The organism is Dyella psychrodurans (assembly GCF_003363265.1).
In the GTDB taxonomy this organism is placed as follows: domain Bacteria; phylum Pseudomonadota; class Gammaproteobacteria; order Xanthomonadales; family Rhodanobacteraceae; genus Dyella_B; species Dyella_B psychrodurans.
On sequence record NZ_QRBF01000010.1, the window covers coordinates 53,452 to 78,288 of the forward strand.

Genomic DNA, 24,837 nt, shown 5'->3' on the forward strand with positions numbered 1-24,837 from the left:
GCGGTCAGTGGCCGCCGTGTCCGCCGCCCGAAGACCCGTGCGATGCGCCGTGACCGCCAGACCAGCCGCCGTGACCGCCAGACCAGCCGCCATGTCCGCCGGACCAGCCACCACGCCCGTGCCAACCGCCACCGCCACGGTAGTAATGACCACCGTACCAATAGCCGCCGACGATGACACCCGGGCCATAGCAGCAGCCGTAGTACCCGTAGCCGTAGCCGTAACCGTACGGGTAATAACCGTAGTAAGGGTAGCTATAGACGACGGAAGGTCCCGTTCCGTAATAGGCATCGCCCGCATAGCCGTTGCCTTGCACATAGCTGTATCCCGGCGCGATGTAGCAACCGGAAAGCAGGCCCGTTAGCGCGGCCAGAACAAGGCCGGATATCACTCGTTTGATGATGGATTTCATGGCGGGGACTCCATGCTTCTACGTCAATACAATACTCCTGAACCGTTGAATATGCTCTGAGTAAAAAAGGCCGGCCCGCGCTGATGCGATAACCGGCCCTTACACCCATAGGCATACGGCAAAGAAGATTTCGATCAGCTTTTACCGTTCTTCGACTGGTCGCCGCGTCCGTGCGCAATATGGTTGTGCGCCGATTCCGCGGAATGGTTGCCTGCGTGGTTATGGACATCGCCGTTGCCGGGATGCGGAGCCGAATTCGCACCAGGCCACGCCGGCCCTTGCTTGACCCGCTGCTGCTTGGCTTGCAGCAAGGCCTGAATATGCGCGACAGCCTCTTCAGGGCTGATATGCGCCGTCGTGGGCGGCGCCTCGGCCGTCGACCTCTCTTCCGGCTTTCTCAGGACGGAGGGCTGTACCGTTGGAGCTTGTTTTTTCGCCGCCAACGGTTCGTTGGAAATAGCGGTTATGCCCAAAGAGCGAGGGCGCGTCGCTTTTTTTTGCGCTGCCTTCTTGGACGGTGCATTGCTGACCGGAACTCGCCCTGCCTGCTTCGATAACGGCGCTTTGGCAACGGCTGTCTTCTTTACCGTTTTTTTCGCAACAACTTTCTTCGCGGTCTTGCTCACGACAGTCTTCTTGCCAACCGCTTTCTTTACCGCTTTCTTTGCGGCCTTTGCTGGAGCCTTTTTCGCTGCCTTCTTGCTCGCCACCGCTTTTTTGGGGGCTTTCTTCGGAACAGCGGCTGGCTTGTTGACTGCCTTCTTCCTGGTCGAACTAACGCGCTTGGATACGTTGCTGGCCGCGGACTTCTTCGCGGCAGACTTGCGGGTCGTTGCCATGCGTGGGTACTCCGCCGGTGGTCGGTGATGTCAAAGTGTCATCATCAGGATGTATGCGCCGTGAGCAAGTGCCGGAATTCACATGCCGGGTTGCGCTAACGAACCCAGGAAATGCGGCAACACCATGGGGTTCACCAGCACCGTGAACACCACGCCATAAGCCGCTCCCCAAAGGTGGGCGCTATGATTGATATTGCCCTGCCCTCGCTGGTCCATGTAGATGGAGTAGGCGACGTAGAGCACCGCATAAATGATGGCCGGTATCGGTACGAACCAAACCAGGATGCGTGTCCAGGGCGACAGCATGATGAAACCGAACAGCACCGCAGACACCGCACCCGATGCACCCAGGCTGCGATAGTTGTTGTTGTGCCGATTCTTCAGATAGGTCGGCAAAATCGAGATGATCAGGCCGCCCAGGTAAAACAGGCCGAATCCGAACGCTCCAAGCGAGTCGTTGTAAAACGGCTCCATCTCCCTGCCGAAGAAGTAAAGCGTCATCATGTTGAACAACAAGTGCATGCCGTCGGCGTGGATCAACCCGTAAGTGACCAGGCGGTAGTACTCGCGCTTCCGCTCGATCGCTGGTGGCCACAGGATGAGATCGTCGATCAGGCGTCGATTGCTGAACGCCATGAAGGAGACGATGCACGTGGCGGCAAGAATAAGGAGCAACGTAATGGGTAACCCACCCGGCATATGACGAATCCGACAAAGTTTGGGAATCTGCCCATCTTGACGTTCACGGGCCAAGTTGTCGACGGCTAGAATGCGCGTTCAAGCCATGTCCCGTCGTCCTCGAGCCGTATGAAACCGATCCGCTACATGCATTTGGATGTCTTCGCCGCCAGTCCCGGCGGAGGCAATCACCTCGGCGTCGTGACGGATGCAACCGGCTGGAGCGACGCCCAGATGCAGCGCTACGCGCGCTGGACCGATCTGGTGGAAACCACCTTCCTCCTACCGCCCACCGATCCCAAAGCCAGTTATCGCGTGCGCATCTTCACGCCGCAGAAGGAGATTGCCTTCGCGGGCCATCCCAGCGTCGGCAGCGCGCATGCCGTGCTCGAATGCGGACTCGCGCAGCCGAAGGATGGCTTGCTGTGGCAGGAGTGCGGCGCAGGCATCTTGCCGATACGCGTGGAAGGCGGCGGCCCGCAGCGAAAGCTTCTGCTGCAATCGCCCGACGCCAGGGTCGTGAAAACCGGCCTGCATGCCCATCCCCTGCTCGCCGCCACGCTCGACAGCATCGATATCGGCGCACTGCCACCCGCCCTGGTCGACGGTGGCCGGCGTTGGTGGCTGGCCGAATGCGCGGACGAAGCGAGCCTGCGCGCATGGCAACCCGACCATAGCGCCATCGGTGCTTTGGCGGTCACCAGCGGCAGCATGGGCCTGTGCGCGTTTGCGCGCAGCAACCATCCCGATTATCAGTTGGTCGTGCGCGCGTTTCCGTCCGGCGTGGGTATCGTCGAAGATCCCGCCTCGGGCGCGGCCAACGGCCTCATCGCCGCGTATCTGCTGCATGCCGAGCCGAACGGTCCACTGGCACGCGGTTACTCCGTGAGCCAGGGACGCGAGATGGGACACGATGCGCTGCTGATTGCACACATCGTCAACGGCACGATCTGGATCGGTGGGCACACCAATACGGTGATCGACGGCACCTTGCATTGGAGCGACGCCTAAACGTCGCGCGACGCAAGCAGCCGCGGTTGAAACATCTCTGATTATTTCTTGCGATGCGCCAGATTTGCGCGGCGCTCCGAAACGCGTGCGAGCGCGGAGAGATCCATCGACTCGCCGCCGTCGGCCATCGCCTCCAGCAAACTGTCGCGCAGTACGCCGGCCAGCGGCATGGGCACTTGCGCAGCGTGGCCGGCTTCCTGCGCCAGCATCACGTCCTTCAATCCAAGCGGCAGCGCGAAACCGGGTGGCGTGAAACGCTGCTCCGCAATCGACTTGCCGTAGATTTGATACACGGGCGACGCGAACAGCGTGCTGGTCATCAGCTCGATGAAATCGGCCGCGCTCACGTCGTAGGCGCGCGCAAGCACGGAAGCCTCCGCCAGGCTCTCGATAGCCGTGACGATCATGAAATTGCCAGCCAGCTTCACCGCATTGGCGCGCTCGGGCACATCGCCCAGCGGCCACAGCCTCGCGGCCATGACTTCAAGCAACGGTCTGGCCTTCTCGATTGCGCTGCCCTGACCCGCCATCAGCATATTGAGCTTTCCCGCCGCTGCCACGTCGGGCCGGCCAAACACAGGCGCTGCGACATAACCCAGGCCACGTCTGGCGTGTTCTTCCGCGAGTTGCCTGGCGAGCGCCACGGAGATCGTCGCGTGATTGACATGCACGGTGCCGGAGTCCATCGCATCCAGCAGGCCGCTTTCGAGGAAGACTTCGCGCACGGATTGATCGTTGGAAAGCATGCTGTGCAGGACATCGCCTTGCGCCGCGCGGTCCGGCGTGCGCACTACCTTCGCGCCTAGCGATGCGAGCTTTTCCGAAGGCGCTTCCGACCTGTTCCAAACGGTAACGGCGTGCCCCGCAGCAACCAGGTTGCTGGCCATGGCGCCGCCCATGGCGCCCAATCCGATAAAACCGACTTTCATGGCGAATCTCCGATAAACGGATATCTAAGTGCAACACAACCGATGTTCAAGGGTTGCAAACGCGCTACACCACTTCGCCCGCCGCATAACCCGATGCCCATGCCCATTGGAAGTTGTAGCCGCCCAACCAGCCGGTCACATCGACCACCTCGCCGATGAAATACAAACCCGGCACCAGCTTCGACTGCATCGTGCTGGAAGAAAGACCATCCGTATCCACGCCGCCGAGCGTCACTTCCGCCGTACGGTAGCCTTCCGTGCCGCTGGCAACGATCGGCCAGTGGTGCAGCTGCGTTCCGATCTCGCGCAGCTCCGCATCGCGGTACTGGCGCATGGGGCGGCTGTGCAACCACAACTCGCACAGGCGTTGCGCCAATCGTTTCGGCAGCAGGTCGCCTAACGCATTGCGCAATTCGGCAGCAGGACGCGCCACGCGCTGCGCGACCAGCCAGTCGCCGATATCCACATCCGGCGAAAGGTCGATGCGCAAATCGTCGCCGGGCTGCCAGTACGACGAAATCTGCAGAATCGACGGACCACTGATGCCACGATGCGTGAACAACAGGCCCGCGCGAAAACTGCGTTTGCCGACGCGGACCTCCGCGACCGGCAAGGCAACGCCCGCGAGGTCCTGGTAGTGCTCCTGATGCTTGCCGCTCAAGGTCAGCGGTACGAGACCCGCACGGGTCGCGAGCACGTTATGGCCAAACTGGCGTGCAAGCTCATAACCGAAACCCGTGGCGCCCATGCTGGGAATCGAGAGTCCGCCGGAGGCGATCACCAACGAATCGGCATGAATCTCGCCCTTCGCCGTCAGCACGGCGAAGCTCTCGCCGGTCTTGCGAACCCGCTGCACCCCACAACTGGTTTCGATGCGAACGTTCGCTGCCGCACATTCGTCCAGCAGCATTCGCACGACCAACTTGGACGACTCGTCGCAGAACAACTGTCCCAGTTCTTTTTCGTGAAACGCGATGCGATGTTTCTCGACCAGCGCAATGAAATCGGCGGGTGTATACCGCGCCAGCGCCGATTTGGCGAAATGCGGATTGGCCGAAAGGTATTGCGCAGGCGTCACACCCAGATTGGTGAAATTGCAGCGCCCGCCGCCGGACATGAGAATCTTCTTGCCCGGCTTGTTGGCATGATCCAGCACCAGCACATGCCGCCCGCGCTGGCCGGCGGTGATGGCACACATCAAGCCCGCGGCGCCGGCTCCGATGACCAGGACATCCACTTTCACACGATCACCGTAAGCTTGCCTGCCCGAGTACACATGCGTGCATTATCCAACAGATACATGGCTTACACTTGCGGCCTGCCCCTGTTACGGACCATCGCCATGCCCTCCTTCGACGTGATTTCCGAGGTCGACAAGCACGAACTGACCAACGCGGTCGACCAGGCCAACCGCGAGCTGTCCACCCGTTTCGACTTCAAGGGTACGGACGCGAAGTTCGAGCTGGACAAGTTCGTCATCACGCAAAGCGCGCCCAGCGAATTCCAGCTGCAACAGATGATGGACATTCTGCGCGGCCGGCTGGCCTCGCGAAAAATCGACACCCGCGCGCTGGATGTTGCCGAGCCCGAAGTCAATCTTGGCGGTGCACGGCAAAAGATCACGGTGAAGCAAGGCATCGAGCAGCCGGTCGCGAAGGATCTGGTGAAAATATTGAAAGAGTCCAAGCTCAAGGTCGAAGCGCAGATCAACGGCGACAAACTGCGCGTAACCGGCAAGAAGCGCGACGATCTGCAACTTGCCATGGCGGTGTTGCGAAAGGCCGAAGTGAACCTGCCTCTGCAGTTCGACAATTTTCGCGACTGAGTCCCCCAGCCATGCTCCTCCCCTGCTTGCCGGGGAGGGAGTAGAAGCAGCGTGGACCTATGCCAAACCAGCGGCGATGTTCACGCTGATGGCGATGATGAACACGTTGAAGAAAAACGCGACCACGCTATGCAACAGCGCCGTGCGGCGCAGAGTGTGGCTGGTGATCTGCACGTCGGACACCTGGAAGCACATGCCGATCACGAAGGCGAAATAAACGAAATCCCAGTAATCAGGCTGCTTGGTGCCCGGAAACTCCAGACCCTCGTGCTGCTTGCCGAAATCGCCGTAGTAGCCGTGCGCGTAATGCAAGGCGTACATGGTGTTCATGAAAAGCCAGGACAGCACGATGCTGAGCGCCGCCATCCCCATCGCCTGCGCACCACCGCTCTTGGCGGCGTGCAGCTCCGTGGACAAGGCCACCAGCACCACGGTCGACAGGGCCACGGCGATCCACAACGTGCTGCGACGCCCGGAGTCCTGGGCATGCGCCTGGCGACACATGTGTTCGGCGTTCGTGCGGTTGAATAGGCGCATCAACATGCCGAGGTAGAGCAAGGCGCCGAGGTCGAAACTGAGCAACAACGCCGACGCGGGCTTCACCCCCGACGCTACCAGCGCGATACCCGCCGCCACGAACACCACAGCGGAAATCGCAAGCCACGGCCTTGCGCGCACAAAGCGTATCGGCGCCCAGCGGCGACGCGGAATCCGGGCTGCCGGCTTGCCTTCAGCGGGGGCGCTCATGAAAACGCCCGCTGTCTACCCTCATGGCGCCGATCACGCGTGTAGCTCCGCGTATTCGGGATGACGCTCCATCCACACGCGTGCGTAACTGCACGCGGGCACCACTTTCCACCCTTTGCTTCGCGCCGTCTCGAAGGCAGTGCGCACCAGATCGCTGGCAATACCGCGACCGCCCACTTCATCGGGCACGCCCGTGTGTGTGATGGTCATGACGCCATCATGCAAGCTGTATTCGAGCTCGCAGAGGACACCATCCACCGTCGTTTCAAAACGATGCGCCGCGCTTACATGACGAATGTCGTAACTCATGCTGCGTTCCAACAGGTTGCCGAAGACGTAAGCATAGAACGACGCGCGCAACGATGCAGAATCGCGGTGCTGAAAGCGATCATGCTGCGACTTGCGCCGCCTGCCGCTCCCTGCGCTGGCGCACGGCCTGGGCCAGCCGCTCCAGCACTTGCACGGAAGTATCCCAGCCGATGCAACCGTCGGTGATGCTCTGCCCGTAGGTGAGCTCGCAGCCGGGTACCAGATCCTGCCTGCCGGCCACCAAATGGCTCTCGATCATCACACCCTGAATACGCGTTTCGCCCGCTTCCAGTTGTGCGGCGATGTCGGCGACGACATGCGGCTGGTTTTCCGGTTGCTTGCCGCTGTTGGCGTGACTCGCATCGATCATGAGACGTTCGGTCAGGCCCGCCTTGGCCAAGGCACTGCACGCAGCAGCCACGCTGGCGGCATCGTAGTTGGGCAATTTGCCGCCGCGCAGGATCACGTGGCAGTCGTCGTTGCCGCGTGTCGATGCAATCGCGGTGTGTCCGCGCTTGGTGACAGCCATGAAATGATGCGGGCTCGCCGCCGCCAGGACGGCATCGACGGCGATCTTGACGTTGCCGTCGGTACCGTTCTTGAAGCCGACCGGGCACGAAAGACCGGAGGCAAGCTCGCGGTGCGACTGGCTTTCGGTAGTACGCGCGCCAATCGCGCCCCAGGCCACCAGATCGGCGATGTACTGCGGCGTGATCAGATCCAGAAATTCGCAGCCTGCAGGAAGGCCCAGCGCATTGATATCGCAAAGCAGGCGCCGCGCCTGATGCAATCCTTTGTCGATGTGATAACTCTCGTCCAGATCCGGATCGTTGATCAGCCCCTTCCAGCCCACCGTGGTGCGCGGTTTTTCGAAGTACACGCGCATGACGATTTCCAGCGTGTCGGCATGCCGTTCGCGCTCGGTGGCCAGGCGTTTGGCGTAATCCAGCGCGGCAACCGGATCGTGAATCGAACACGGACCGATCACCACGGCGAGGCGATCGTCCTGACCGTGCAGGATGCGATGCAAGGCGCGGCGCGCGGTGGCGACCGTGGCGATGGCGTGTTCGCTGGGCTGGCAATCCCGCATCACATCGGCGGGTGTGGCAAGTTCCTTGATTTCGCGAATGCGTAAATCGTCGGTAAGGCTGGTCATGACGCAACTCCTTTTATCTCGATGCCCGGCGACCCAAACAAAAAAGCCGCCAGGCTGGCTGGCGGCTTTTTGAGGAAAGTGGGTGATCTTGCTTAGTTACGATCGCGCACCATGCTCCGCCGCCGGCTTCGGATAGCCATAAAACCAGAAGTAATAGCGGCGGGAGGCGAGGATCATGGGAACAAGTGATACCACATCACAACGCCGATGCAAACAGCTGCGGCACGTTTCGCAATACGCTAACGTCCCGCGATTCGTTCATTCTTCGGAGTCGTCCCATGTTTCGTCCGCTCACCCTGCTCGCCACCGTTCTGCTTGCCTTGGGGGCCCTTGGCCCTTGCCCGGCCCACGCGGATGACGTGGCCAAGCTGGTGATTACCGACCAGAAAGTCGGCACGGGTTCCAAGGCGCAGGACGATACCGAGGTGCGCATCAACTACACGGGCTGGCTGTACGACGCCAAGGCTGCCGACCATCACGGCGCCAAGTTCGATAGTTCCTACGACAGCGGCCGTCCGCTGGTTTTTACGGTGGGTGCCGAACAGGTGATACCGGGCATGGACAGCGCGGTGCGCGGTATGCGTGTGGGCGGCAAGCGCGAAGTGATCATTCCGTCCAAGATGGGTTACGGTCCGCGCGGGGCGGGCAGCGACATCCCGCCGAACAGTGCGCTGGTGTTCGATATCGAACTGCTTGAGGTGCATTGACCCGTTTCATGCGGCTGTCATGCAAGCTCCCCTGATTTGGGGGATGATGGGGTGGCATTGACGTCGTACGTCCCCACTGCGCCCACGCTGGAGGATTGCCCGATGAAGCGAATGCTCTGGTCCATCGCGACCGCCCTTTTGATGATGATGTCCGCGACGGCGTTTGCCGCCGATGGCTACACCGTCGGCAACGTCAATATGCGTGCGGGCCCGGATCCGGGATATCCGCTGATTCTCACACTGGCGGCCGGCACGCCTGTTTCCATCCAGGGCTGCACGACCGGATGGGAATGGTGCGATGTGATCGCAGTAGGCAATCGTGGCTGGGTGGCCGGCACCTATCTTCAGTACAGCTATAACGACCAGCCCGTGTACGTGATCGATTACGGTGCGCGAATCGGCATTCCGATCATCTCATTCGCGATCGGCACTTACTGGGGGCGCTATTACACCGGCCGGCCGTTCTATCGCGATCGCGCGCGCTGGTACGGTCGTCCGATTCCGGTTCGGCCGCCGCCGCGCCCGTCCAGACCACCTGTCCGTCCACCCGGTGGCGGCAACCGGCCGATACCGCCTGGCGGTAATCGTCCGCAACCACCCGGCAACGGAAATCGGCCACAGCCCCCCGGCAGCAACCGTCCGCAACCGCCAGGAGGCGGAAATCGCCCACAACCTCCCGGCGGCAATCCTCCGGGAGGAGGAAATCGTCCGCAGCCACCTGGTGGTGGTAATCCGCCCGGCGGCGGAAATCGCCCCCAGCCGCCCGGTGGCAATCGGCCTGCTCAACACACACGGCCGGCACCACGTCCGAATCCCCAGCAGGGGAACAATGGGAACAACGACAACAACGGCCATTGAGTTGCTACGTCAAACTGGGTGACGCCGATGTCGAGGCCCTCCCGCTTTTGCGGCGAGGGCCTCAGTGCTTTCGGGATTACGAACTGCACGAAAGCATCGAGCAACCCGCGCGGGATTTGGCCCATTCCGGCCGTTTCTGCGCGAAGTGCTCCCGCCCCGGTTGTTCCTCGTAGGGGTGCCTCAGCACTTCGAGCAAAGTGTGAATGCCTTCGTAGTCCCCTTCCTTCGCCCGGTCGATGGCTTCCTGAGCGAGATAGTTGCGCAGGACGTAGCAGGGATTGGCTGCGTGCATGCGCTGCTTACGCTGTGCCGGTGTCAGCGGGTCTTCGCGCAACCGGGCCGCGTAGTCGTTCAGCCACTGAACAAAGTCGGCTTCTGCGGCGTCCAGCTTGGCCTCGTCGTAAAACGCGTGTCGCAGCGGATCGAGTCGGGGATGCTGCGGATCGATGTCGCTCAAGGCACGGAAGAACAGCGTCATGTCGACTTCCGCTTGCTGCATCAGTGCTTGCAGCGCCTCCATGCGTGCAAGGTCGTTGTCCCGGCATTCGGACAATCCCAGCTTGTGCGCGATGTTGTTCCGAATCTGCACGGTGTATTCGGCGACATAGGCGTCCAGCCCCGCCTGAAGCGGCGCGACATCGCCAAACAGGGGCACCAGCGCCGCAGCGAGCCGGCTCAGGTTCCACCACGCCACGCTCGGCTGCTGACCGAAGCGATAGCGGCGGCGCGATGCGTCCGTGGTGTTGGGCGTCCAGTCCGGATCAAAATCGTCGATCCACCCGTACGGCCCATAGTCGATGGTGAGACCGAGGATCGACATGTTGTCTGTATTCATCACGCCATGCACGAATCCGACCCGCATCCAGTGCGCGATCATCCGCGCAGTGCGCACGCAGACGTCGAGGAACCACTCGGCGTAGCGCGCCTCGCCGCGGCCGGAGAGACGCGGAAAGTGACGGTCTATCGTGAAGTCGGCCAGCTGGCGCAACAGCGCGATGTCGCCGCGTGAGGTCGGCAGTTCGAAATGTCCGAAGCGGATGAACGAAGGGGCGACGCGGCACACGATCGCGCCCTGCTCTTGCTCCGGGTGTCCGTCGTAGAACATGTCGCGCTCCACCATGTCGCCGGTCACCACCAGGCTGAGCGCCCGCGTAGTGGGGACGCCAAGGTGGTGCATGGCCTCGCTGCACAGGAATTCGCGGATGGATGAACGAAGGACAGCCCGGCCATCGGCACCACGTGAGTACGGCGTGGTACCGGCTCCCTTGAGCTGCAGTTCGAGTCGTTCCCCTTGCGACGTGAGCACCTCGCCCAGCGAAATAGCACGCCCGTCGCCCAACTGCCCCGCCCAGACGCCGAATTGGTGCCCACCATAGTTGGACGCCCAGGGTTCCATGCCATCCAGCAGCCCATTCCCGCCGAATACTTGGGCGAAAAACGGGCTCGCGACGTCGGCTTCGTCCAGACCAAGCCCGATCGCAACCTCACGCGACCAGGCCACCGCGCGCGGCGCGGCGACGGGGCTCGGGTCCACGCGGGAATAGAACGCTCCCTGGACCTGGCGGCTTCCCCGGCCATGATCGGGATCGCCCGGCAGATCGCGAATAAAAGCGTTGTCGAACATCAGCGAAGTCAAAGACATGGGCACGAATATTCGGGCGGCTTGTGGATGTTGCAAGGCGGATGACAGGGACCGAAATATTTCTTTCACACTCCCTACACATTTACCGTAAATCCTTGCTAAAGTGTGCTCGCGGCTACGCAGGGGTAGTCGATGGAGTACCGAACGATGCACATGCTTCTCGCTCGTTCCACCATGACGCGTGGAATGCAGCTGGTAGCAGGGATGCTTACCCGACTGGTCATGCACGACACCTCATCCGAGAGAAAGGCTGGCTCGGATTTCAACTTGGTCTCCTGGACGTCGAGTGCTCACTCTCGCCGCGAAGACGAGTTGGCGCGCAGCCGTCTGATGCAAACTCCACCGTGATTCGACTTCGGCAAACCGCTACGGGCTTGCCGCCTCGAGCAATCGCTGCACGTCTCCCGCATTGAGTTGACGCCACGCGCCTGCCTTCAGTCCGTCAAGCTGCAAGCCGCCGATCGTCGTGCGTTGCAACGTCTCGACATGGTTGCCCGCCGCGGCGAACATCCGGCGCACCTGATGATAGCGACCTTCGGTAATGCTCAGGCGCGCGCAGCGAGGCGCAAGCACGTCCAGCTTCGCCGGCAACAGGGGCGTTGTTTCCGATTCCAGCATCAAGGTGCCGCTGGCGAACAGCACCTGTTCGTCGCCGCGCATATCCTGCGCCAGCGTCGCTTCATAAACCTTGGTGATCTGCGCGCGCGGCGAAATGATTTTGTGCAGCAATGCGCCATCGTCGGTAAACAACAGCAAGCCGGATGTGTCGCGATCGAGTCTTCCAACGGTGGATAGCGCCGGCGTGCGTGCGCGATATCGCGGCGGCAACAAGTCGTAGACCACGCGTCCCTGGTCCTTGCGCGAACAGGTGAAACCCAACGGCTTGTGCATCATCAGCACCAGTCCCGCCGGAGGATCGAGCGGCTCGCCGTCGACGCGGATCTGCGCGTGCTCGACCTTGTCGTCGGCGTACAAAACCTCGCCGTCCGGATCCGTGATGCGCCCTTCGCGAAACATCCATGCGACATCCTTGCGGCTGCCATAACCGAGATTCGCAATCATCCTGACCAACCTCATCCGCGCACACCTCTTGCTTCGATCACCTTGAAACCATCCTGCGTCACTACCGTGTCGACATGTTCGAAATGCGCGGCGAGCGTGGCTTCGTACGGCAAATGGCGATTGGCCACCAGCCACAGGCGTCCCGGAGAAACCAGCGCATTCGCCGCCCGCGCGATGAAGGCGCGACCGAGATCGGGCAAATCCGCCCTGCCCTGGTGGAACGGCGGATTGCTGACGATCGCGTCGTAACGACGGTCGATGCCGGTGGTGACATCGTGCCAGTGCACGTCGAACGATAGCGTGCGGCCACTTTCCCGCACCGCACGCTCCATGTTGAGTCGCGCAGGTTCCAGTGCGCGCGCTTCCGCTTCGTACAGATCGATGGCCGTGACATGCGGACAGCGCTCGACGATCTGCGCAGCGAGATAGCCATAGCCCGCGCCGAAATCCGCGATGTGGCCGCGCAAGTCGTTTGGCAAATGCGCTGCCAGAAGCGCGGAAGCCGTATCGGCTCGATCCCACGCGAACAAGCCCGGGCGACTCAGGAAACCGGCGGCGTTGTCTTGCGGCGTGTCGAATGCAAGCCAGGCGTCGCGCAACGACGAATCACCGACCGGCATCTCCGAGACACCCCAGAACACGCGACACTTGTGTTTGGAAAGGTGGCTCACCGATCCGAGCAGCGCACTCAGATCCGCTTGCGCAGATTTCGCACCTTCGGCATTCGGCACGCAGGCCAACACCACGCCGCCGCCTTCTGCGTGCCGCGCCGCACGCGCAAACAGCGCGCGGGCTTCCTCGCGCTGTCGCGGCGGCAAAACCAGCACCAGCGAAAAGCGTGCGTCAGGCGTGGCGTCGCCAACAATGAAGCCGTCGCGCATCAGCGCATCGGCGAAGGGTTTGAAGCTTTGCTCGCACAACCAACCCGGCTGCGCCACTTCGCACAGCCGGTAACCGTGGCGCGCACGAAGAAACAACACGCGCCCGTCGGCCGGCAAGCGCACGGAGCCGTCGGAAACAGGAAGAAACAAAGCGTCCAGCACCGCATCGGGCGTGGACGCGTGGATACCGACCATCGTCAAGCGGATGCATCCGGTGAACTGACCGCGCGTATTGTACGCGGCCAGACGGCGAACCGACGACGCGACTGTCATCCACGCATGCAGTGGCCATGGCGGCCACCGCTGCGATACCTATCAGCTCTTCTGCCCCAGACGGCTGATCCAGCGATACATCGCGAAAATGACCGCCGCAAAGGCGATGCCGCCGATCCAGATCGACGCGTTCTCGAAACTGTCGCCCACCAGCCCCAGCGGCGAAGATTTGCCGGAGAACACCACGATGGCAGCGACCACCACGCCGATGATGCTCTCGCCCACGATCATGCCCGAGGCCAGCAGCACGCCAAGCTGCTTGGTGGCCTCGGCCTTCGGCGTACGATCCGCGCGCTTATCGAAATACCAGCCGACGACGGCGCCCACGACAATCATCAGCGTGGTGGAAGTCGGCAGATAAATGCCCAATCCAACGGCCAGCGGCGGCATGCGCACCGACTTGGATGTGCGGGCGAGAATTTCGTCCAGCACGATGATGCCCACGCCGATCAGCGCACCGATGCGTATCAGGCTCCAGTCGATGTTGTTCTGAATGACGCCTTGCGCCAACGCGGAAATCAGACCGGCCTGCGGCGCCGGCAACGCATGCGCCGGGTCGACGCCCGGCGCGCCGAGGAAGCCGTAAGCGTGATTGAGCAGATCCAGCACCGGCGGAATCACGATCGCGCCGGCGATCACGCCGATTACCAACGCGACCTGCTGTCGCCACGGTGTGGCGTCCACCAGCTGGCCGGTCTTGAGATCCTGCAGATTGTTGTTCGCGATCGCAGCCACGGCGAACACCACCGAGGTGATAAATAGCGCAAACGCCACCAGTGCCTTGCCCGAGTCGGCGGGCAGATCCGACTTCACGCCCGCGACAAGCAGCAATGCGGCGATGATCACCACGAGAATGCCGATACCCGAGAGCGGACTGTTGGAGGAGCCGATCAGTCCGGCCATGTAGCCGCACACCGTCGACACCAGAAAGCTAAGAATCAGCACGAACAACACACCGCCGATCACCAGCAAAGTGGTGTGCGAACCCAGTCCGCTGACGACGCTGAAGTTGCCCAGCAACCACGCAATGGGAAGCATGCAGACCAGCACGATCAGGCCGACGATGCCGATCGGCATGTCCTGCTCCGTGCGCGGCAGCGTGGCCGCCTTGCCTGCCTTGCGCACACGCGAAGCCGCCATTGCCGAGCTCAGGCCGCTGACGACCGGTTTGACCAGCTTGGCCAGCGTCCAGATCGCCGCCACACCGATGGTGCCCGCGCCAACGAAGCGAACGTAGTGACTCCACGCGCCTTGCGCGACATCCGAGACATCGCCCGTCGCAGGATGCAGCAACGTGAAATGCGGCACCGCCCAGCCCCAGCCGATCACCGCGCCGAGCAACATGGCGAGGCCCACCCAAAGACCCACCAGATGACCTACCGCGAACAAGGCAAACGACAGACTGAAGTCGTAACCGCTCGCCGAACCGCGATCGCCGATGCGGAAGTACTGCGCCACGTCGCTGGCGAAAATCTTCGTCTGCACGACGATGTAGAACACTGCGGCAACGACCGAGCCCACCACCACCGCCATCAACCCGCTGGTGCCGCCTTCCACCGACGCGGCGCCCGACGCTTCGGCTGCTTCACCCGATCCCACCTTCAGCACTTCGGCACACGCCACGCCTTCGGGATACGGCAGATCGGAATCGGTGACCAGCGCACGGCGCAGCGGGATCGTGTACATCACGCCAAGAATGCCGCCCGACGCGCAGATCCCGAACGAGACCCAGAACGGAAACCCCGTCCACCAGCCCACCATGATCAGGCCCGGCATCACGAAGATGATCGACGACAGCGTGCCTGCTGCCGACGCAACGGTCTGCACGATGTTGTTTTCCTGGATCGTCGCGTTCTTCATCGCGCGCAGGATGGCCATCGAGATCACCGCGGCCGGAATCGACGTGGCGAAAGTCAGGCCGGCCTTCAGGCCGAAGAACACATTGGCCGCCGTGAACACCAGCGTGATCACGATGCCTATGATCAGGCCACGGATAGTGAGTTCGGCGCGCGGCGCGGCGCCGGGTCCAGGTACTGCATTCACGGGCGATCTCCCCAAACTGTCCAAAGGAATGCTCTGACTCATTTTGCATGGGCGGCATGATGCCCAGAAAGCCCGCAGGGTGTGTTGCGCGGCGCAGTGAAGACTGGCTGTCTTTTCAAGCCGCGCGGCACAGCATGCGGGCTTTCTGGACATCACCCTTCGGGCCAGTCCTGTCTGTCCGCATCCCTTCGGCCCATCGACTCAACAGACAGCCAGTCTGCCTTCGCCGATGGCCCTGCGGCCTGCGGACAGACAGGACTGGTGACGCCTATGCAAAATGAGTCAGAGCATTCCCTACAAGATAGCGTGGATCGCCGGATCGATGTTGACCCACCGCAGCAATGGCGCCCCATGCGCGGGGCGCCGGGAACCTGCTAGCGCTTGAGTTTTTGCAGATCGCCGCGCAGTTGGCTGGCGATATCGTCGGCGCTGTCGGACAGCAGCTTCGGCAATGCCTGCGCGTAGCCGCCGTCGCCCGAACCGCTGGTCACGGCGGTCGATACCTGCGCCTTGTAATCGTGGTTGGTGTCGAAGCCCTTGGACCAGAAGGCGCAGTGCAAGCCCAGGTCCATGGACAGGTTGCCTGGCGCCTTGTCCTCGTCAACGCGCAGCGTTGTCGTCAGCGCGGTGCAGGTCACCACCAGGTCCTGAAAATAATCCGATTGCAGCCGCGCCCCGAGCTGGGACTGGAAGGCTGCCGAAACACCCGGCGCAGGTTCCAGGGTCACTTTGTGATCGAGGCCGCGCACGTCGAGCTTGTCGGTGCCGCCGGCTACTGTCAGCCACGGCGCGCCACTCGGCTTCACCAAATCGCCAAGCGGCGCCTGGACCTGCACGTTCTGGCCGCCACACGCGCCAAGCAGCGCCGCGGCGGCGCCGACCATCAGAAAGCGTTTCATCGTTGAACTCCCCCTACAGACAATGCTGAATCTAATGCAGTGCAGCACGCCATTCAACGTTTGGCGGCGTTTGTTGCGACGCAGGTCCGCACCATGCCTTTGGGCACAATGCACCGGGAGCTCGCTTGGTTAGTCTTGCGGATCGTATGTCCCGAGGAACCATCGTGCGCAAGATCCTGCAATCCGCCCTGCTCGCCACCCTGATCATCGCCAGTGGCCCGGTCGCCATGGCCGCAGACGATGCCAAGGCTTCGTCCACGCAGGACACCGCGACCGCCGACGGATTCCACCTTCCGCCCTTTCCGGCCGATGCGCATGCCAGCCAGTCCGCCGTGGTCGACGGCCGCACGCTGAAGTACACCGTCACCGTCGGCACGCTGCCGGTGCGCGATGAAAAAGGCGATGTCACCGGCCAGGTGGTCTTTACCGCCTACACGATCCCGGGCAAGGACCGTCCCATCACCTTTGCGCTCAACGGTGGGCCGGGCGCATCGTCGGTGTATCTCAATTTCGGCGCGATCGGACCCAAGCGCGTGAACTTCGGCGTGGATGGCGACAATCCCTCCGATCCCGCCACGCTGCACGACAACCCGGGCACATGGCTCGGTTTCACCGATCTGGTCTTCATCGATCCGATCGGCACCGGCTACAGCCGTGCGCTGGTGCCCGATGACAAGGCCACCAAGCTGTTCTACAGCACCGACAACGACATCAAGTATCTCTCGCGCATCGTGTACGACTGGCTGGTGAAGAACGGCCGCATGGAGTCGCGCAAGTATCTTGTCGGCGAAAGCTACGGCGGTTTCCGCGGTCCGCGCATCACCGAATATCTGCAGACTCAACTCGGTGTCGCGATGAACGGGCTGGTGTTGCTGTCGCCCTATCTCGACGGCGCATCGTCCGACGATGGCGATGTGTCGCCGCTGCCGTGGATGCTCACGCTGCCATCCATCGCCGCCGCGCATCTCGAACGCGAGCACCGGCTGACGCCGGAGGCGATGGCGCCCGTCATCGATTACACGCGCACCGACTACGCCACCGCCTTGATGAAAGGCCGCAGCGACCCTGCCGCCACGGACGCGATGATCCAGAAGGTCACCGAACTCACCGGCCTCGATCCCGTGTTCGTCAAACGCTCGGGCGGCCGCATCGAAACGCAGGCCTATCTGCGCGAGGTGTATCGCGCCGAAGGCAAGCTCGGCAGCCGCTACGATTCCAACGTGACCGCATGGGATCCGTTCCCCTACGCGCCGCATCAGGTCGGCGGCGATCCGATCCTCAACGGCATCATCGCGCCTACCACGACGGCGATGGTCAACTTCGTCACGCAGACGGTGGGCTGGAAATACTACGGTCGCTACAACGCACTGAGCTACGACGTGAACAACCTCTGGCACGAGGACGACGATGCCAACAAGGGGTCCGTGAGCCAGTTGCGCCAGGCCGTCGCGAACGATCCCGGCCTGCACGTGCTGATCGCGCATGGCTGGGACGATCTCTCCTGCCCGTTCATGGCCTCCATCCTGGTCGTCGATCAGATGCCTGCGATGGGCGATTCTTCGCGCGTGCAGGTCAAGGAATATCCCGGCGGCCACATGTTCTACGCACGAACCAGCAGCCAGGCGACACTGCTGCAGGACGTCAAAGCGCTTTACGGTTCGCGTTGAGCCGATGAATCCTGCGCGGACGAAAGCGATGCCGGGTCCACGCCAGGGTGACGCTCGCGCCACGCCGCCAACGCCTCGCGGTAATGCTGTCGTGCATCTTCGTAGAGATCGAAGATGCACGGATCGCAGCCATTGCCGCAGCAGTCGCCGGGATCGGGCTCGACGGGCGGTCGAGGCGGCGGATCGTCGCTTGATGCGATATGAGCGGGGCTTGGCGTGTCGTCGTTCATCGGTACATGAAATTTTCTCATAGCCGACATGGCTCCGCATGCTGCCAACTTCAAGCGCATGCCTGGATACTGTGCAAGGCAGGCTCGACCTGAGCACATCCCATGGCTCCCACTTTGGATACCCCTATGCGCCGCGTTTTCTCCCGTAGTTTTTGTCGCGTGTTTACCGGCCTTTTGCTGACCACGCTTGCTGCCGGCACGTGTGCGATGGCGCAAACATCGTCGTCGCCCTATCGCATCGTCGGTTACGCCGGCGGCTGGAATCCGGTGCAGACCAAGGACGTCGGCAAGATCGACACGCTCATCTTCGCCTTCGCGCATCCGAAGAACGGTCGCGTGACGATCGATGAAAAAGACTTGCCGCATCTGCGCGATCTCGTCGCGTTGAAAGTGATCAATCCGAAACTCAAGGTCGATATCTCGGTCGGCGGCTGGACCGTCGGCGGCTTTTCCGAAGCGGCCAGCAGCGAGGCCGGACGTCGGCTGTTTGCCGACACCGCTGCGCAACTGGTTGCCGATCAGCATGCGGATGGCATCGACGTGGACTGGGAATATCCCGGCCATCACGAATCGGGTATCAAGTCGAGCCCGCAGGACAAGACCAACTACACGCTGCTGTTGCAGGCGATCCGCGCCAGCCTCGATCGCGTCGGTGCCAAACACGGCCGTACCGGTGCCAACCATTACACGCTCAGCGTGGCGATCGCCGACGGTCCCTTCGTCAGCGACATCGACATCGGCGCGATCAACCCGTATCTGGATTGGTTCAACCTGATGACGTACGACTTCGTCAACGCCATGACGCCGACCACGGGACATCACACGGGCCTGCATGCCTCGGCGCTCATCGCGGGCGACGGACGTACGACCGATCGTGCCGTACAGCAATTCCTGGCAGCTGGCGTGCCGCCGCAGAAGCTGTTGATCGGCGCTGCCCTCTACGGTCGCGAATTCGCCGATGTGAAACCCGATCACAACGGTCTCTACCAGACCTATGGGCACTACCAGGGCGGGCACGACTGGCCCGAACTGAAGCAGGATTTCATCAACAAGAACGGCTATGTGCGCTACTGGGACGATGCCGCGCAGGCACCCTGGCTGTGGAATGCGCAAACGCACCGATTCATCAGCTACGACGACCCGCAATCGATGGCCGCCAAGGCCGCATACGTCAAGGCGCAGCACCTGGGCGGCATCATGTATTGGGAGCAGTCGATCGATCCCAGCGACGAACTGCTGGACGACATGTGGCGCGGGCTGCGCTAAGCGCAGGCCCGCACCGGTCGTGCATTACTTCGGCTTGCGGAAGCGATAGATGAATTGATCGGTATGGCCGCGGATCGAGGAATCGAAGACCTTGATCGTGTGCGGATCGTTCGGATTGCGCAACACATTGCTCTCGCCGGCAAACACGAAGCCCACCGATTCCACCTGCTTCTTCACGATTTCCGGATCGATGCGATGCAGGGTGTCGGTGTCGGCCATGCCCGAGCCTGCCGGCGCAACGTGGTCGACCACCACGAACAAACCACCCGGCTTGAGTGCCGCATACACCTGCTTGTCGAACGCGACCGGATCGACCTTGCCCATGAAGGCATCCGGATAGTCGTGATAGTTCTGCGAGGTAAAGACCAGATCGACCGAGTCGGGCACGGTCAGTTGCGCTGCGGGCTGTTTGAGCACCGAGACATTCGCGTAGTGCGTATCGGCTGCGAGCTTGTCGGAGGTTGCCACGTTATCGGCATCCTCCTTGGCATATTCGTTCGGCCACAGCGCGTAGACATGTCCCTGCGCACCGACGATACCGCTGAACACGCGCGTGAAATAACCGCTGCCCGGAATCAACTCCAGCACTTTCTGTCCTGGCTTCACTTCGCTGAAAACCATGATGTCCGTGATCTTGCGCCGGGCATCGTTGCTGGCGTCTTGCGCGCGGGCAGGATCGTTGACGGCAGCCTTAACGTAAGGTGGTACAAAGTGCACGGCCTGCATGTGATTCGTTTGTGCGGTTTGCCCCAGGGTTGCTCCGGGAATGATCAGTGCCGCAAGCAAAGCGACGTGTATCGAACGCATGACGATCTCCTGATGAGGATGAGCCTCTGCAAAATTGTGCGCTCACCGGTCGATGCCGCCTACCTGACCTTTGGCCCATATGACGTCGCAGATTGCCCGCGAACGTCCGGAGCGTGCAGAGCGTCAACGCGTCGGATTGAGCAGGGGCCAGCGACCTAACTGCTCGTAGTGCCCCTTCCCTACCACGTTATGAATCAGCGCGACGCTTTCTATCTGCCATGCAATAGGCACGACCGGTGCCGCCTGCGGCAACTCCCGACGCCCGTAGGCCAGCGTGACGTGGGGCGTGAATTGGCGTTCGATATGTCGATGCAGGCCCACGTGCGCCAGCGCCGAGTTCAGATCGCGCCACAGCACAAGCATGGCATCGGGTACGAACGTGCCACGTAGTACGCAAGGTGGTTCGCGTCCGCGAAAGCTGGTGGCGTAATCCAGCGACCATAAGAACGACACAGCACAGAGCTGTTTTGCAGCCGCCCGGGCCTTCTCGACCACGTCCTCCGGCAACTGCGGATAATCGCCGAGAAAATTCAACGTGGCGTGATAACGCTCGGACTTCACCCAGCGCGCACGCAGCTCGGGATATTGCTCCTGGATCAGCACCGCCGCGCGACCGATGGCATGACGCGTGGCCTCGTCCGGCATCAACGCGAAGAACAGACGGTGCGTCTCGGCAAGGGTGACGGGCGGTTGTCCGAAAAGCCCGAGCTGCGAGGCTTTTGACTGGGTGATACCGGCAGGCATGGCTGAAAGCCTACTCCATCCCCGGGCGAAGGCGTACGTTAGGCTTAGCACCCCATCCGCCCATGAACGAATGCATCATGACCAAGACACCGAACATCTCCGCGCATGACGCGCAGCCCATGCGCGATCGCGTCGTACTTGTCACCGGCGGCGCGCAGGGGATCGGTCGAGGCATCGCCCAGGCGGTGTTGGGCGCCGGAGGCTCAGTCATGATCGGCGATCTGGATGCCGAAGCCGGACGTGCCTGCCTGCAGGAATGGCAAGTTGGGCCACGCGCCGCATTTCACGCACTGGATGTCGCACGAGAAGCGAGCGTTCGACGCTGGACGGATGCAGCCCTTGCGCGGTTCGGCCACATAGACGGACTGGTCAACAACGCCGGCATCGCCGATCCACATCAAGGGCCCTTGCACGAACTCTCGCTGGAGAAGTGGAACCGCTACCTGAGCACCAACCTGACCGGCGCGTTTCTCTGCAGCAAGCATGCACTGCCTGCGCTCGCCGCCGCGGGCGGCGCGATCGTGAACATCGCCTCCACCCGCGCGCTGCAATCCGAACCGGATACCGAAGCTTACGCGGCCAGCAAAGGTGGATTGGTCGCGCTGACGCATGCCATGGCGGTAAGCGCAGGGCCCGCCGTTCGTGTCAACGCCATTCTGCCCGGCTGGATTGCGACCGATGCATGGAAGAATCCGAACGCTCGCCGTCACCCCAAGCTCAGTCGTCGCGACCATGCGCAGCATCCGGCCGGTCGCGTCGGTACGCCGGAAGACATCGGCGCTCTTGCGGTGTATCTGCTTGGCGCAGCCTCGGGCTTCGTCACGGGCCAGCACTTTGTCGTGGATGGCGGCATGACGATCAAGATGCAGTACGTCTGAGCCACGCTCCGCACGAACTGTCGCAACGATCAGCCTTCTTCGCGAAGGAACACCGGCAGATCCGTCGTCGGCGGTGGCGTGGACATGCCGTACATCATCATGGCGACATGTCCTCGATGATACGTCGCATGGTTGACGACATGCAGCACGATGTCGCCGCGACGCATCGAGCCCTGCCCGCCGCCGATAAAGGTGAAATGAATCGTTTCATCGAGCGCGTGTGCATCCAGCGTTTCCGCCAGGCGGATGTACCAATCGTTCGTAGCCGCCTGCGCCGCACGCAGCTCCGCGAATGCAGGGCAATCTTCCGGATTGCGCGTCGTGAACCCATGGGGAACGCCTTCCAAATGGGCTTTCCAGACAAGATCCATGCAATGCGCATGGTTGAGGGTGCGCAGGATGCTGCCGAAAACGATGGGCTGCGCGCGTGTCAACGCCGCCTCCGGCATCGCCGCCAATGACTGATAGAGCAAGCGATCGGCCCAGGCCCGATAACGGGTAAGCATCTGAAGGTGTCGAAGCTGCGACATGCGTCTTATCCCTGCGACGAAGTGCCCCATGGTAACCGTGCAGCTATCGGACTCGGCACAGCCAATGGTCACCATGGGCTCATGTGTTCGCAAAAAGCCCGGTGCATCGTTCATCCGCGATTTGGTTTTCTCCAAAGTCAATCGGCACAGCACCTTGCAGGAATCAGGCAATGTGATGCACACAATGCCCGCTGAACACCGATGAACTTGTCCGTAAATACAGGTACTCCATCGAAAGTTTTCCCGCGTTTTCTGCTGTACGGTGCAAGCCTCGGAGGACACACCATGAAAACGACCATGCTTTCTCTGCAATCCCTTCCGTCCAAGCGTGCCTGGCTGGTGCGCGCGGCGGCTGGCCTGATCGCTGCCGCTGCCGCGTTGACCGCGCTTCCCCAGAAGGCGAACGCGGGTGTGTTTATCGGCGTGGGCGTATCGGTCGGTTTTCCGCCGCCGGTCCTGCCGGTCTACGTGCAGCCTCCGCTCCCGGCACCGGGCTACATCTGGACGCCAGGTTATTGGGCATGGAACGGCGACGCGTATTACTGGGTGCCGGGCACCTGGATTCTTCCTCCGTACTACGGAGCCCTGTGGACGCCTGGATATTGGGGCTGGTTCGGTGGTGTCTACGTTTTCCACGCCGGTTACTGGGGTCCTCATGTGGGCTTCTATGGCGGCGTGAATTACGGTTTCGGCTACACCGGTCATGGCTACGCCGGCGGGCACTGGGGTCCGGGCGGCTTCTACTACAACCGTAGCGTCAACCAGTTCGGCGGCGTCCACGTGACCAATGTCTACAACCAGAGAATCGTCAACAACACCTACATAAACCGCACCAGTTACAACGGCGGCCGGGGCGGCCTGAGCGCGCGCGCGACGCCGCAGGAAAACTCCTTTGCGCGTGAACAACATACCGGCCCTGTTGCTGCCCAACAGCAGCAGATGAACATGGCGAGCCATAATCAGGCGATGCTGGCGTCGGTCAACCACGGCAACCCGTCGATTGCGGCGACATCGCGCCCGGGCGGATTCACGGGTGCGGGCGTCACGCCTGCGCGCGGCGCGACGGGACAATTCTCGCCCGCGGCAGCGAATGCCCAGCGCATGAACAGCACGGCGATGCATCCGCAGGCAGGCAACAATGCGGCATTGCGTTCGGCGAACTTTGCGCCGCATGCGAATACGGCAAACATGGCGCGTCCCGCTGGAAATGCCAATCAGCCTGCGAACTTCAATCGCGCCAACTACACGGCGCACGCCGCTCCGATGAATACGTACCGCCAGCCGGCACCGCAGCCGCAGTACCACGCGCAGTCGTATCAACCACGCCAGGCCCCTGCGGCGGCACCCCGTGGCGGTAGCGCCCCGCGTGGTGGTGGTGGTGGTGGTGGCGGCGGTGGCGGCGCTCGCGATTCGCACCACGGCTGATACGCACTCAGTCTGAAACAACGAAAAGGCCCGCCGTAAGGCGGGCCTTTTTCATGCGTGCCGAAGCAACGCAAACTCATGCTGTTTTACCGCTCAATGCGCGACCTGTTCGCCTACGAGCAATGTCCGGATCATACGCAGCTTGGCCTTGAACTGAGCTTCGTTCTCAGGCCCCAGACGCACCATGAGCCTCTGTCCATTCGACAACGACTGCAGGCGCGGATCGACGAATACGTAGTGTGAGCCAACGCGCGTCACGGCGATCGAATCGTGCAGTTCGGGCGCAGCCAGCATGTCGTCGATGGCCGCCAGGGCACGATCATTGAAATAACCGCGCGGATAACCGAGCTCACGATACGCTTGCTGGAATAAGGGGTAATTGTGTTTGTACCAGGCCACCAGCGCATGTGGGTCCACGTTCTGCAGCACGGTCATGTACGGTGCGTAGCGATCGGCATTGTGCGCATCGATCAGAGTGACGCCATTGGCCTGGCTGGTCTGCATCGTGCCTTTGGGAGTGCGCAGCGGCAGGATGTGGGTGCTGCCGAAACTCTGCCTGGGCAGTGCATCTACGGTTGCCACGACGCGCGCGATGATCTGGCCAGGCACCAGCAATGTGCGCAGATCGCTGCCGTTCGCCAACGAAGAAAGCGCATCCATCACGCTGGCATCGCTGTCGGCCAAGGCAGGCAATGGCGTCGTGGATGCGGAAGCGGGATCGGCGTTGGCTTGTGCTATGGGATGCTGAATCGTCGATGCCGCACTTGCTGGCGCACTCGTAGCAGGCGTCGCAGGCAAAGACTGCACCGAGCTTGCCGTCGGTGTACTGGGTTGCATGGCCAACCGCACGAGGTATACACCTGCTGCCACGATGGCTGCCAACACGACGATCGCTATGATCCAGCTACCGTACGGCGTCTGCTTCTTTCTGACTCTGTGGTTCACGATAGGGCCCATTTCACAAAGGTTCTCCCATTGTGACAGGCATTAGTAGGATTTGTTCGATAGAACGCGGCGAA

The 24,837-nt window shown here is 62.0% G+C and carries 26 protein-coding genes; 8 read left to right on the top strand and 18 right to left on the bottom strand.

Features of this window, described 5'->3' with window-relative positions; genetic code table 11:
• Nucleotides 1-4: 4 nt before the first annotated feature.
• The 3 genes from DWU99_RS19535 to DWU99_RS19545 all read right to left on the bottom strand — a co-directional run bounded on the left by DWU99_RS19535 (nt 5) and on the right by DWU99_RS19545 (nt 1,950).
• Nucleotides 5-412 carry a hypothetical protein gene (locus tag DWU99_RS19535; RefSeq protein WP_199535873.1) on the bottom strand — a complete coding sequence of 136 codons (408 nt, stop codon included), beginning with the start codon at nt 410-412 and terminating at the stop codon, nt 5-7.
• 134 nt (nt 413-546) lie between these two features.
• Nucleotides 547-1,251 (bottom strand): hypothetical protein, encoded by a 705-nt coding sequence (locus tag DWU99_RS21055; RefSeq protein ID WP_158543370.1) that lies wholly within the window; start codon nt 1,249-1,251, stop codon nt 547-549.
• A gap of 78 nt (nt 1,252-1,329) precedes the next feature.
• Nucleotides 1,330-1,950, bottom strand: coding sequence for a rhomboid family intramembrane serine protease (locus tag DWU99_RS19545; protein WP_115479774.1), 621 nt, complete (start codon nt 1,948-1,950; stop codon nt 1,330-1,332).
• A 108-nt stretch (nt 1,951-2,058) separates the two neighbouring features.
• On the opposite strand from DWU99_RS19545, the gene DWU99_RS19550 reads away from it, so the two are divergent.
• Nucleotides 2,059-2,940 (top strand): PhzF family phenazine biosynthesis protein, encoded by an 882-nt coding sequence (locus DWU99_RS19550; protein WP_115479775.1) that lies wholly within the window; start codon nt 2,059-2,061, stop codon nt 2,938-2,940.
• A 41-nt stretch (nt 2,941-2,981) separates the two neighbouring features.
• Here DWU99_RS19550 and DWU99_RS19555 read toward each other — a convergent pair whose 3' ends face one another.
• Both DWU99_RS19555 and DWU99_RS19560 read right to left on the bottom strand, forming a co-directional pair.
• Nucleotides 2,982-3,869, bottom strand: a complete 888-nt coding sequence (locus DWU99_RS19555; protein ID WP_115479776.1) for an NAD(P)-dependent oxidoreductase — start codon at nt 3,867-3,869, stop codon at nt 2,982-2,984.
• A 64-nt stretch (nt 3,870-3,933) separates the two neighbouring features.
• Nucleotides 3,934-5,112: a BaiN/RdsA family NAD(P)/FAD-dependent oxidoreductase gene (locus tag DWU99_RS19560; protein WP_115479842.1), complete on the bottom strand. Its 1,179-nt coding sequence runs from the start codon at nt 5,110-5,112 to the stop codon at nt 3,934-3,936.
• A 99-nt stretch (nt 5,113-5,211) separates the two neighbouring features.
• Between DWU99_RS19560 and DWU99_RS19565 the strand changes: the two genes are divergently transcribed.
• Entirely contained in the window at nt 5,212-5,694 is a 483-nt protein-coding gene (locus DWU99_RS19565; protein ID WP_115479777.1) for a YajQ family cyclic di-GMP-binding protein, read from the top strand.
• 57 nt (nt 5,695-5,751) lie between these two features.
• Here DWU99_RS19565 and DWU99_RS19570 read toward each other — a convergent pair whose 3' ends face one another.
• The 3 genes from DWU99_RS19570 to DWU99_RS19580 form a co-directional block, all read right to left on the bottom strand.
• Nucleotides 5,752-6,441, bottom strand: coding sequence for a DUF1345 domain-containing protein (locus DWU99_RS19570; protein ID WP_115479778.1), 690 nt, complete (start codon nt 6,439-6,441; stop codon nt 5,752-5,754).
• A 33-nt stretch (nt 6,442-6,474) separates the two neighbouring features.
• Complete coding sequence (locus DWU99_RS19575) at nt 6,475-6,750, bottom strand: GNAT family N-acetyltransferase (protein WP_115479843.1); 276 nt, start codon at nt 6,748-6,750, stop codon at nt 6,475-6,477.
• Nucleotides 6,751-6,829: 79 nt separating this feature from the next.
• On the bottom strand, nt 6,830-7,906 hold the full coding sequence (locus tag DWU99_RS19580) for a 3-deoxy-7-phosphoheptulonate synthase (RefSeq protein WP_115479779.1): 1,077 nt from the start codon (nt 7,904-7,906) through the stop codon (nt 6,830-6,832).
• 278 nt (nt 7,907-8,184) lie between these two features.
• Here DWU99_RS19580 and DWU99_RS19585 point away from each other — a divergent pair, with 278 nt between their 5' ends.
• Complete coding sequence (locus DWU99_RS19585; protein WP_115479780.1) at nt 8,185-8,613, top strand: FKBP-type peptidyl-prolyl cis-trans isomerase; 429 nt, start codon at nt 8,185-8,187, stop codon at nt 8,611-8,613.
• A 102-nt stretch (nt 8,614-8,715) separates the two neighbouring features.
• Entirely contained in the window at nt 8,716-9,471 is a 756-nt protein-coding gene (locus DWU99_RS19590) for an SH3 domain-containing protein (protein WP_115479781.1), read from the top strand.
• Nucleotides 9,472-9,547: 76 nt separating this feature from the next.
• Here the strand turns inward: DWU99_RS19590 and DWU99_RS19595 are convergent, their stop codons facing one another.
• The 5 genes from DWU99_RS19595 to DWU99_RS19620 form a co-directional block, all read right to left on the bottom strand.
• Nucleotides 9,548-11,107: a protein adenylyltransferase SelO gene (locus DWU99_RS19595; RefSeq protein WP_115479844.1), complete on the bottom strand. Its 1,560-nt coding sequence runs from the start codon at nt 11,105-11,107 to the stop codon at nt 9,548-9,550.
• 372 nt (nt 11,108-11,479) lie between these two features.
• On the bottom strand, nt 11,480-12,190 hold the full coding sequence (locus DWU99_RS19605; protein ID WP_115479783.1) for a pseudouridine synthase: 711 nt from the start codon (nt 12,188-12,190) through the stop codon (nt 11,480-11,482).
• The gene (locus DWU99_RS19610; RefSeq protein WP_115479845.1) at nt 12,187-13,251 is read right to left on the bottom strand and encodes a class I SAM-dependent methyltransferase; all 1,065 of its coding nucleotides are present in this window, start codon (nt 13,249-13,251) and stop codon (nt 12,187-12,189) included. Before DWU99_RS19610 ends, DWU99_RS19605 begins: the two co-directional genes overlap by 4 nt.
• Before the next feature lie 120 nt (nt 13,252-13,371).
• Complete coding sequence (locus DWU99_RS19615) at nt 13,372-15,372, bottom strand: OPT family oligopeptide transporter (protein ID WP_233511224.1); 2,001 nt, start codon at nt 15,370-15,372, stop codon at nt 13,372-13,374.
• 374 nt (nt 15,373-15,746) lie between these two features.
• The gene (locus DWU99_RS19620; protein WP_115479785.1) at nt 15,747-16,271 is read right to left on the bottom strand and encodes a hypothetical protein; all 525 of its coding nucleotides are present in this window, start codon (nt 16,269-16,271) and stop codon (nt 15,747-15,749) included.
• 146 nt (nt 16,272-16,417) lie between these two features.
• Here DWU99_RS19620 and DWU99_RS19625 point away from each other — a divergent pair, with 146 nt between their 5' ends.
• Nucleotides 16,418-17,938, top strand: coding sequence for a S10 family peptidase (locus DWU99_RS19625; RefSeq protein WP_425476828.1), 1,521 nt, complete (start codon nt 16,418-16,420; stop codon nt 17,936-17,938).
• Here DWU99_RS19625 and DWU99_RS19630 read toward each other — a convergent pair.
• Nucleotides 17,923-18,189: an oxidoreductase-like domain-containing protein gene (locus DWU99_RS19630; RefSeq protein ID WP_325048481.1), complete on the bottom strand. Its 267-nt coding sequence runs from the start codon at nt 18,187-18,189 to the stop codon at nt 17,923-17,925. The two genes, DWU99_RS19625 and DWU99_RS19630, sit on opposite strands and share 16 nt — an antisense overlap.
• Nucleotides 18,190-18,294: 105 nt before the next feature.
• On the opposite strand from DWU99_RS19630, the gene DWU99_RS19635 reads away from it, so the two are divergent.
• Nucleotides 18,295-19,434: a glycoside hydrolase family 18 protein gene (locus DWU99_RS19635; protein WP_233511225.1), complete on the top strand. Its 1,140-nt coding sequence runs from the start codon at nt 18,295-18,297 to the stop codon at nt 19,432-19,434.
• Nucleotides 19,435-19,458: 24 nt separating this feature from the next.
• On the opposite strand, the gene DWU99_RS19640 is transcribed toward DWU99_RS19635, so the two are convergent.
• Entirely contained in the window at nt 19,459-20,241 is a 783-nt protein-coding gene (locus DWU99_RS19640) for a class I SAM-dependent methyltransferase (protein ID WP_115479788.1), read from the bottom strand.
• A 123-nt stretch (nt 20,242-20,364) separates the two neighbouring features.
• Complete coding sequence (gene thpR / locus DWU99_RS19645; RefSeq protein WP_115479789.1) at nt 20,365-20,985, bottom strand: RNA 2',3'-cyclic phosphodiesterase; 621 nt, start codon at nt 20,983-20,985, stop codon at nt 20,365-20,367.
• Nucleotides 20,986-21,062: 77 nt separating this feature from the next.
• Here thpR and DWU99_RS19650 point away from each other — a divergent pair, with 77 nt between their 5' ends.
• Entirely contained in the window at nt 21,063-21,863 is an 801-nt protein-coding gene (locus DWU99_RS19650) for an SDR family oxidoreductase (RefSeq protein ID WP_233511226.1), read from the top strand.
• A 29-nt stretch (nt 21,864-21,892) separates the two neighbouring features.
• On the opposite strand, the gene DWU99_RS19655 is transcribed toward DWU99_RS19650, so the two are convergent.
• Nucleotides 21,893-22,393: a DinB family protein gene (locus tag DWU99_RS19655; protein ID WP_115479790.1), complete on the bottom strand. Its 501-nt coding sequence runs from the start codon at nt 22,391-22,393 to the stop codon at nt 21,893-21,895.
• Nucleotides 22,394-22,678: 285 nt separating this feature from the next.
• On the opposite strand from DWU99_RS19655, the gene DWU99_RS21125 reads away from it, so the two are divergent.
• Nucleotides 22,679-23,818 (top strand): YXWGXW repeat-containing protein, encoded by a 1,140-nt coding sequence (locus DWU99_RS21125; RefSeq protein WP_199535875.1) that lies wholly within the window; start codon nt 22,679-22,681, stop codon nt 23,816-23,818.
• Between the two features lie 93 nt (nt 23,819-23,911).
• On the opposite strand, the gene DWU99_RS19665 is transcribed toward DWU99_RS21125, so the two are convergent.
• The gene (locus tag DWU99_RS19665) at nt 23,912-24,763 is read right to left on the bottom strand and encodes a DUF3014 domain-containing protein (RefSeq protein WP_233511227.1); all 852 of its coding nucleotides are present in this window, start codon (nt 24,761-24,763) and stop codon (nt 23,912-23,914) included.
• Between the last annotated feature and the right edge of the window lie 74 nt (nt 24,764-24,837).

Excerpts from the sequence above, each read along its gene's own strand:
- DWU99_RS19535 (WP_199535873.1), bottom strand. The coding sequence starts at position 412 with ATGAAATCCATCATCAAACGAGTGATATCCGGCCTTGTTCTGGCCGCG.
- DWU99_RS21055 (WP_158543370.1), bottom strand. The coding sequence starts at position 1,251 with ATGGCAACGACCCGCAAGTCTGCCGCGAAGAAGTCCGCGGCCAGCAAC.
- DWU99_RS19545 (WP_115479774.1), bottom strand. The coding sequence starts at position 1,950 with ATGCCGGGTGGGTTACCCATTACGTTGCTCCTTATTCTTGCCGCCACG.
- DWU99_RS19550 (WP_115479775.1), top strand. The coding sequence starts at position 2,059 with ATGAAACCGATCCGCTACATGCATTTGGATGTCTTCGCCGCCAGTCCC.
- DWU99_RS19555 (WP_115479776.1), bottom strand. The coding sequence starts at position 3,869 with ATGAAAGTCGGTTTTATCGGATTGGGCGCCATGGGCGGCGCCATGGCC.
- DWU99_RS19565 (WP_115479777.1), top strand. The coding sequence starts at position 5,212 with ATGCCCTCCTTCGACGTGATTTCCGAGGTCGACAAGCACGAACTGACC.
- DWU99_RS19570 (WP_115479778.1), bottom strand. The coding sequence starts at position 6,441 with ATGAGCGCCCCCGCTGAAGGCAAGCCGGCAGCCCGGATTCCGCGTCGC.
- DWU99_RS19575 (WP_115479843.1), bottom strand. The coding sequence starts at position 6,750 with ATGAGTTACGACATTCGTCATGTAAGCGCGGCGCATCGTTTTGAAACG.
- DWU99_RS19580 (WP_115479779.1), bottom strand. The coding sequence starts at position 7,906 with ATGACCAGCCTTACCGACGATTTACGCATTCGCGAAATCAAGGAACTT.
- DWU99_RS19585 (WP_115479780.1), top strand. The coding sequence starts at position 8,185 with ATGTTTCGTCCGCTCACCCTGCTCGCCACCGTTCTGCTTGCCTTGGGG.
- DWU99_RS19590 (WP_115479781.1), top strand. The coding sequence starts at position 8,716 with ATGAAGCGAATGCTCTGGTCCATCGCGACCGCCCTTTTGATGATGATG.
- DWU99_RS19605 (WP_115479783.1), bottom strand. The coding sequence starts at position 12,190 with ATGAGGTTGGTCAGGATGATTGCGAATCTCGGTTATGGCAGCCGCAAG.
- DWU99_RS19610 (WP_115479845.1), bottom strand. The coding sequence starts at position 13,251 with ATGGTCGGTATCCACGCGTCCACGCCCGATGCGGTGCTGGACGCTTTG.
- DWU99_RS19620 (WP_115479785.1), bottom strand. The coding sequence starts at position 16,271 with ATGAAACGCTTTCTGATGGTCGGCGCCGCCGCGGCGCTGCTTGGCGCG.
- DWU99_RS19625 (WP_425476828.1), top strand. The coding sequence starts at position 16,418 with ATGTCCCGAGGAACCATCGTGCGCAAGATCCTGCAATCCGCCCTGCTC.
- DWU99_RS19630 (WP_325048481.1), bottom strand. The coding sequence starts at position 18,189 with ATGAGAAAATTTCATGTACCGATGAACGACGACACGCCAAGCCCCGCT.
- DWU99_RS19635 (WP_233511225.1), top strand. The coding sequence starts at position 18,295 with ATGCGCCGCGTTTTCTCCCGTAGTTTTTGTCGCGTGTTTACCGGCCTT.
- DWU99_RS19640 (WP_115479788.1), bottom strand. The coding sequence starts at position 20,241 with ATGCGTTCGATACACGTCGCTTTGCTTGCGGCACTGATCATTCCCGGA.
- thpR (WP_115479789.1), bottom strand. The coding sequence starts at position 20,985 with ATGCCTGCCGGTATCACCCAGTCAAAAGCCTCGCAGCTCGGGCTTTTC.
- DWU99_RS19650 (WP_233511226.1), top strand. The coding sequence starts at position 21,063 with ATGACCAAGACACCGAACATCTCCGCGCATGACGCGCAGCCCATGCGC.
- DWU99_RS19655 (WP_115479790.1), bottom strand. The coding sequence starts at position 22,393 with ATGTCGCAGCTTCGACACCTTCAGATGCTTACCCGTTATCGGGCCTGG.
- DWU99_RS21125 (WP_199535875.1), top strand. The coding sequence starts at position 22,679 with ATGAAAACGACCATGCTTTCTCTGCAATCCCTTCCGTCCAAGCGTGCC.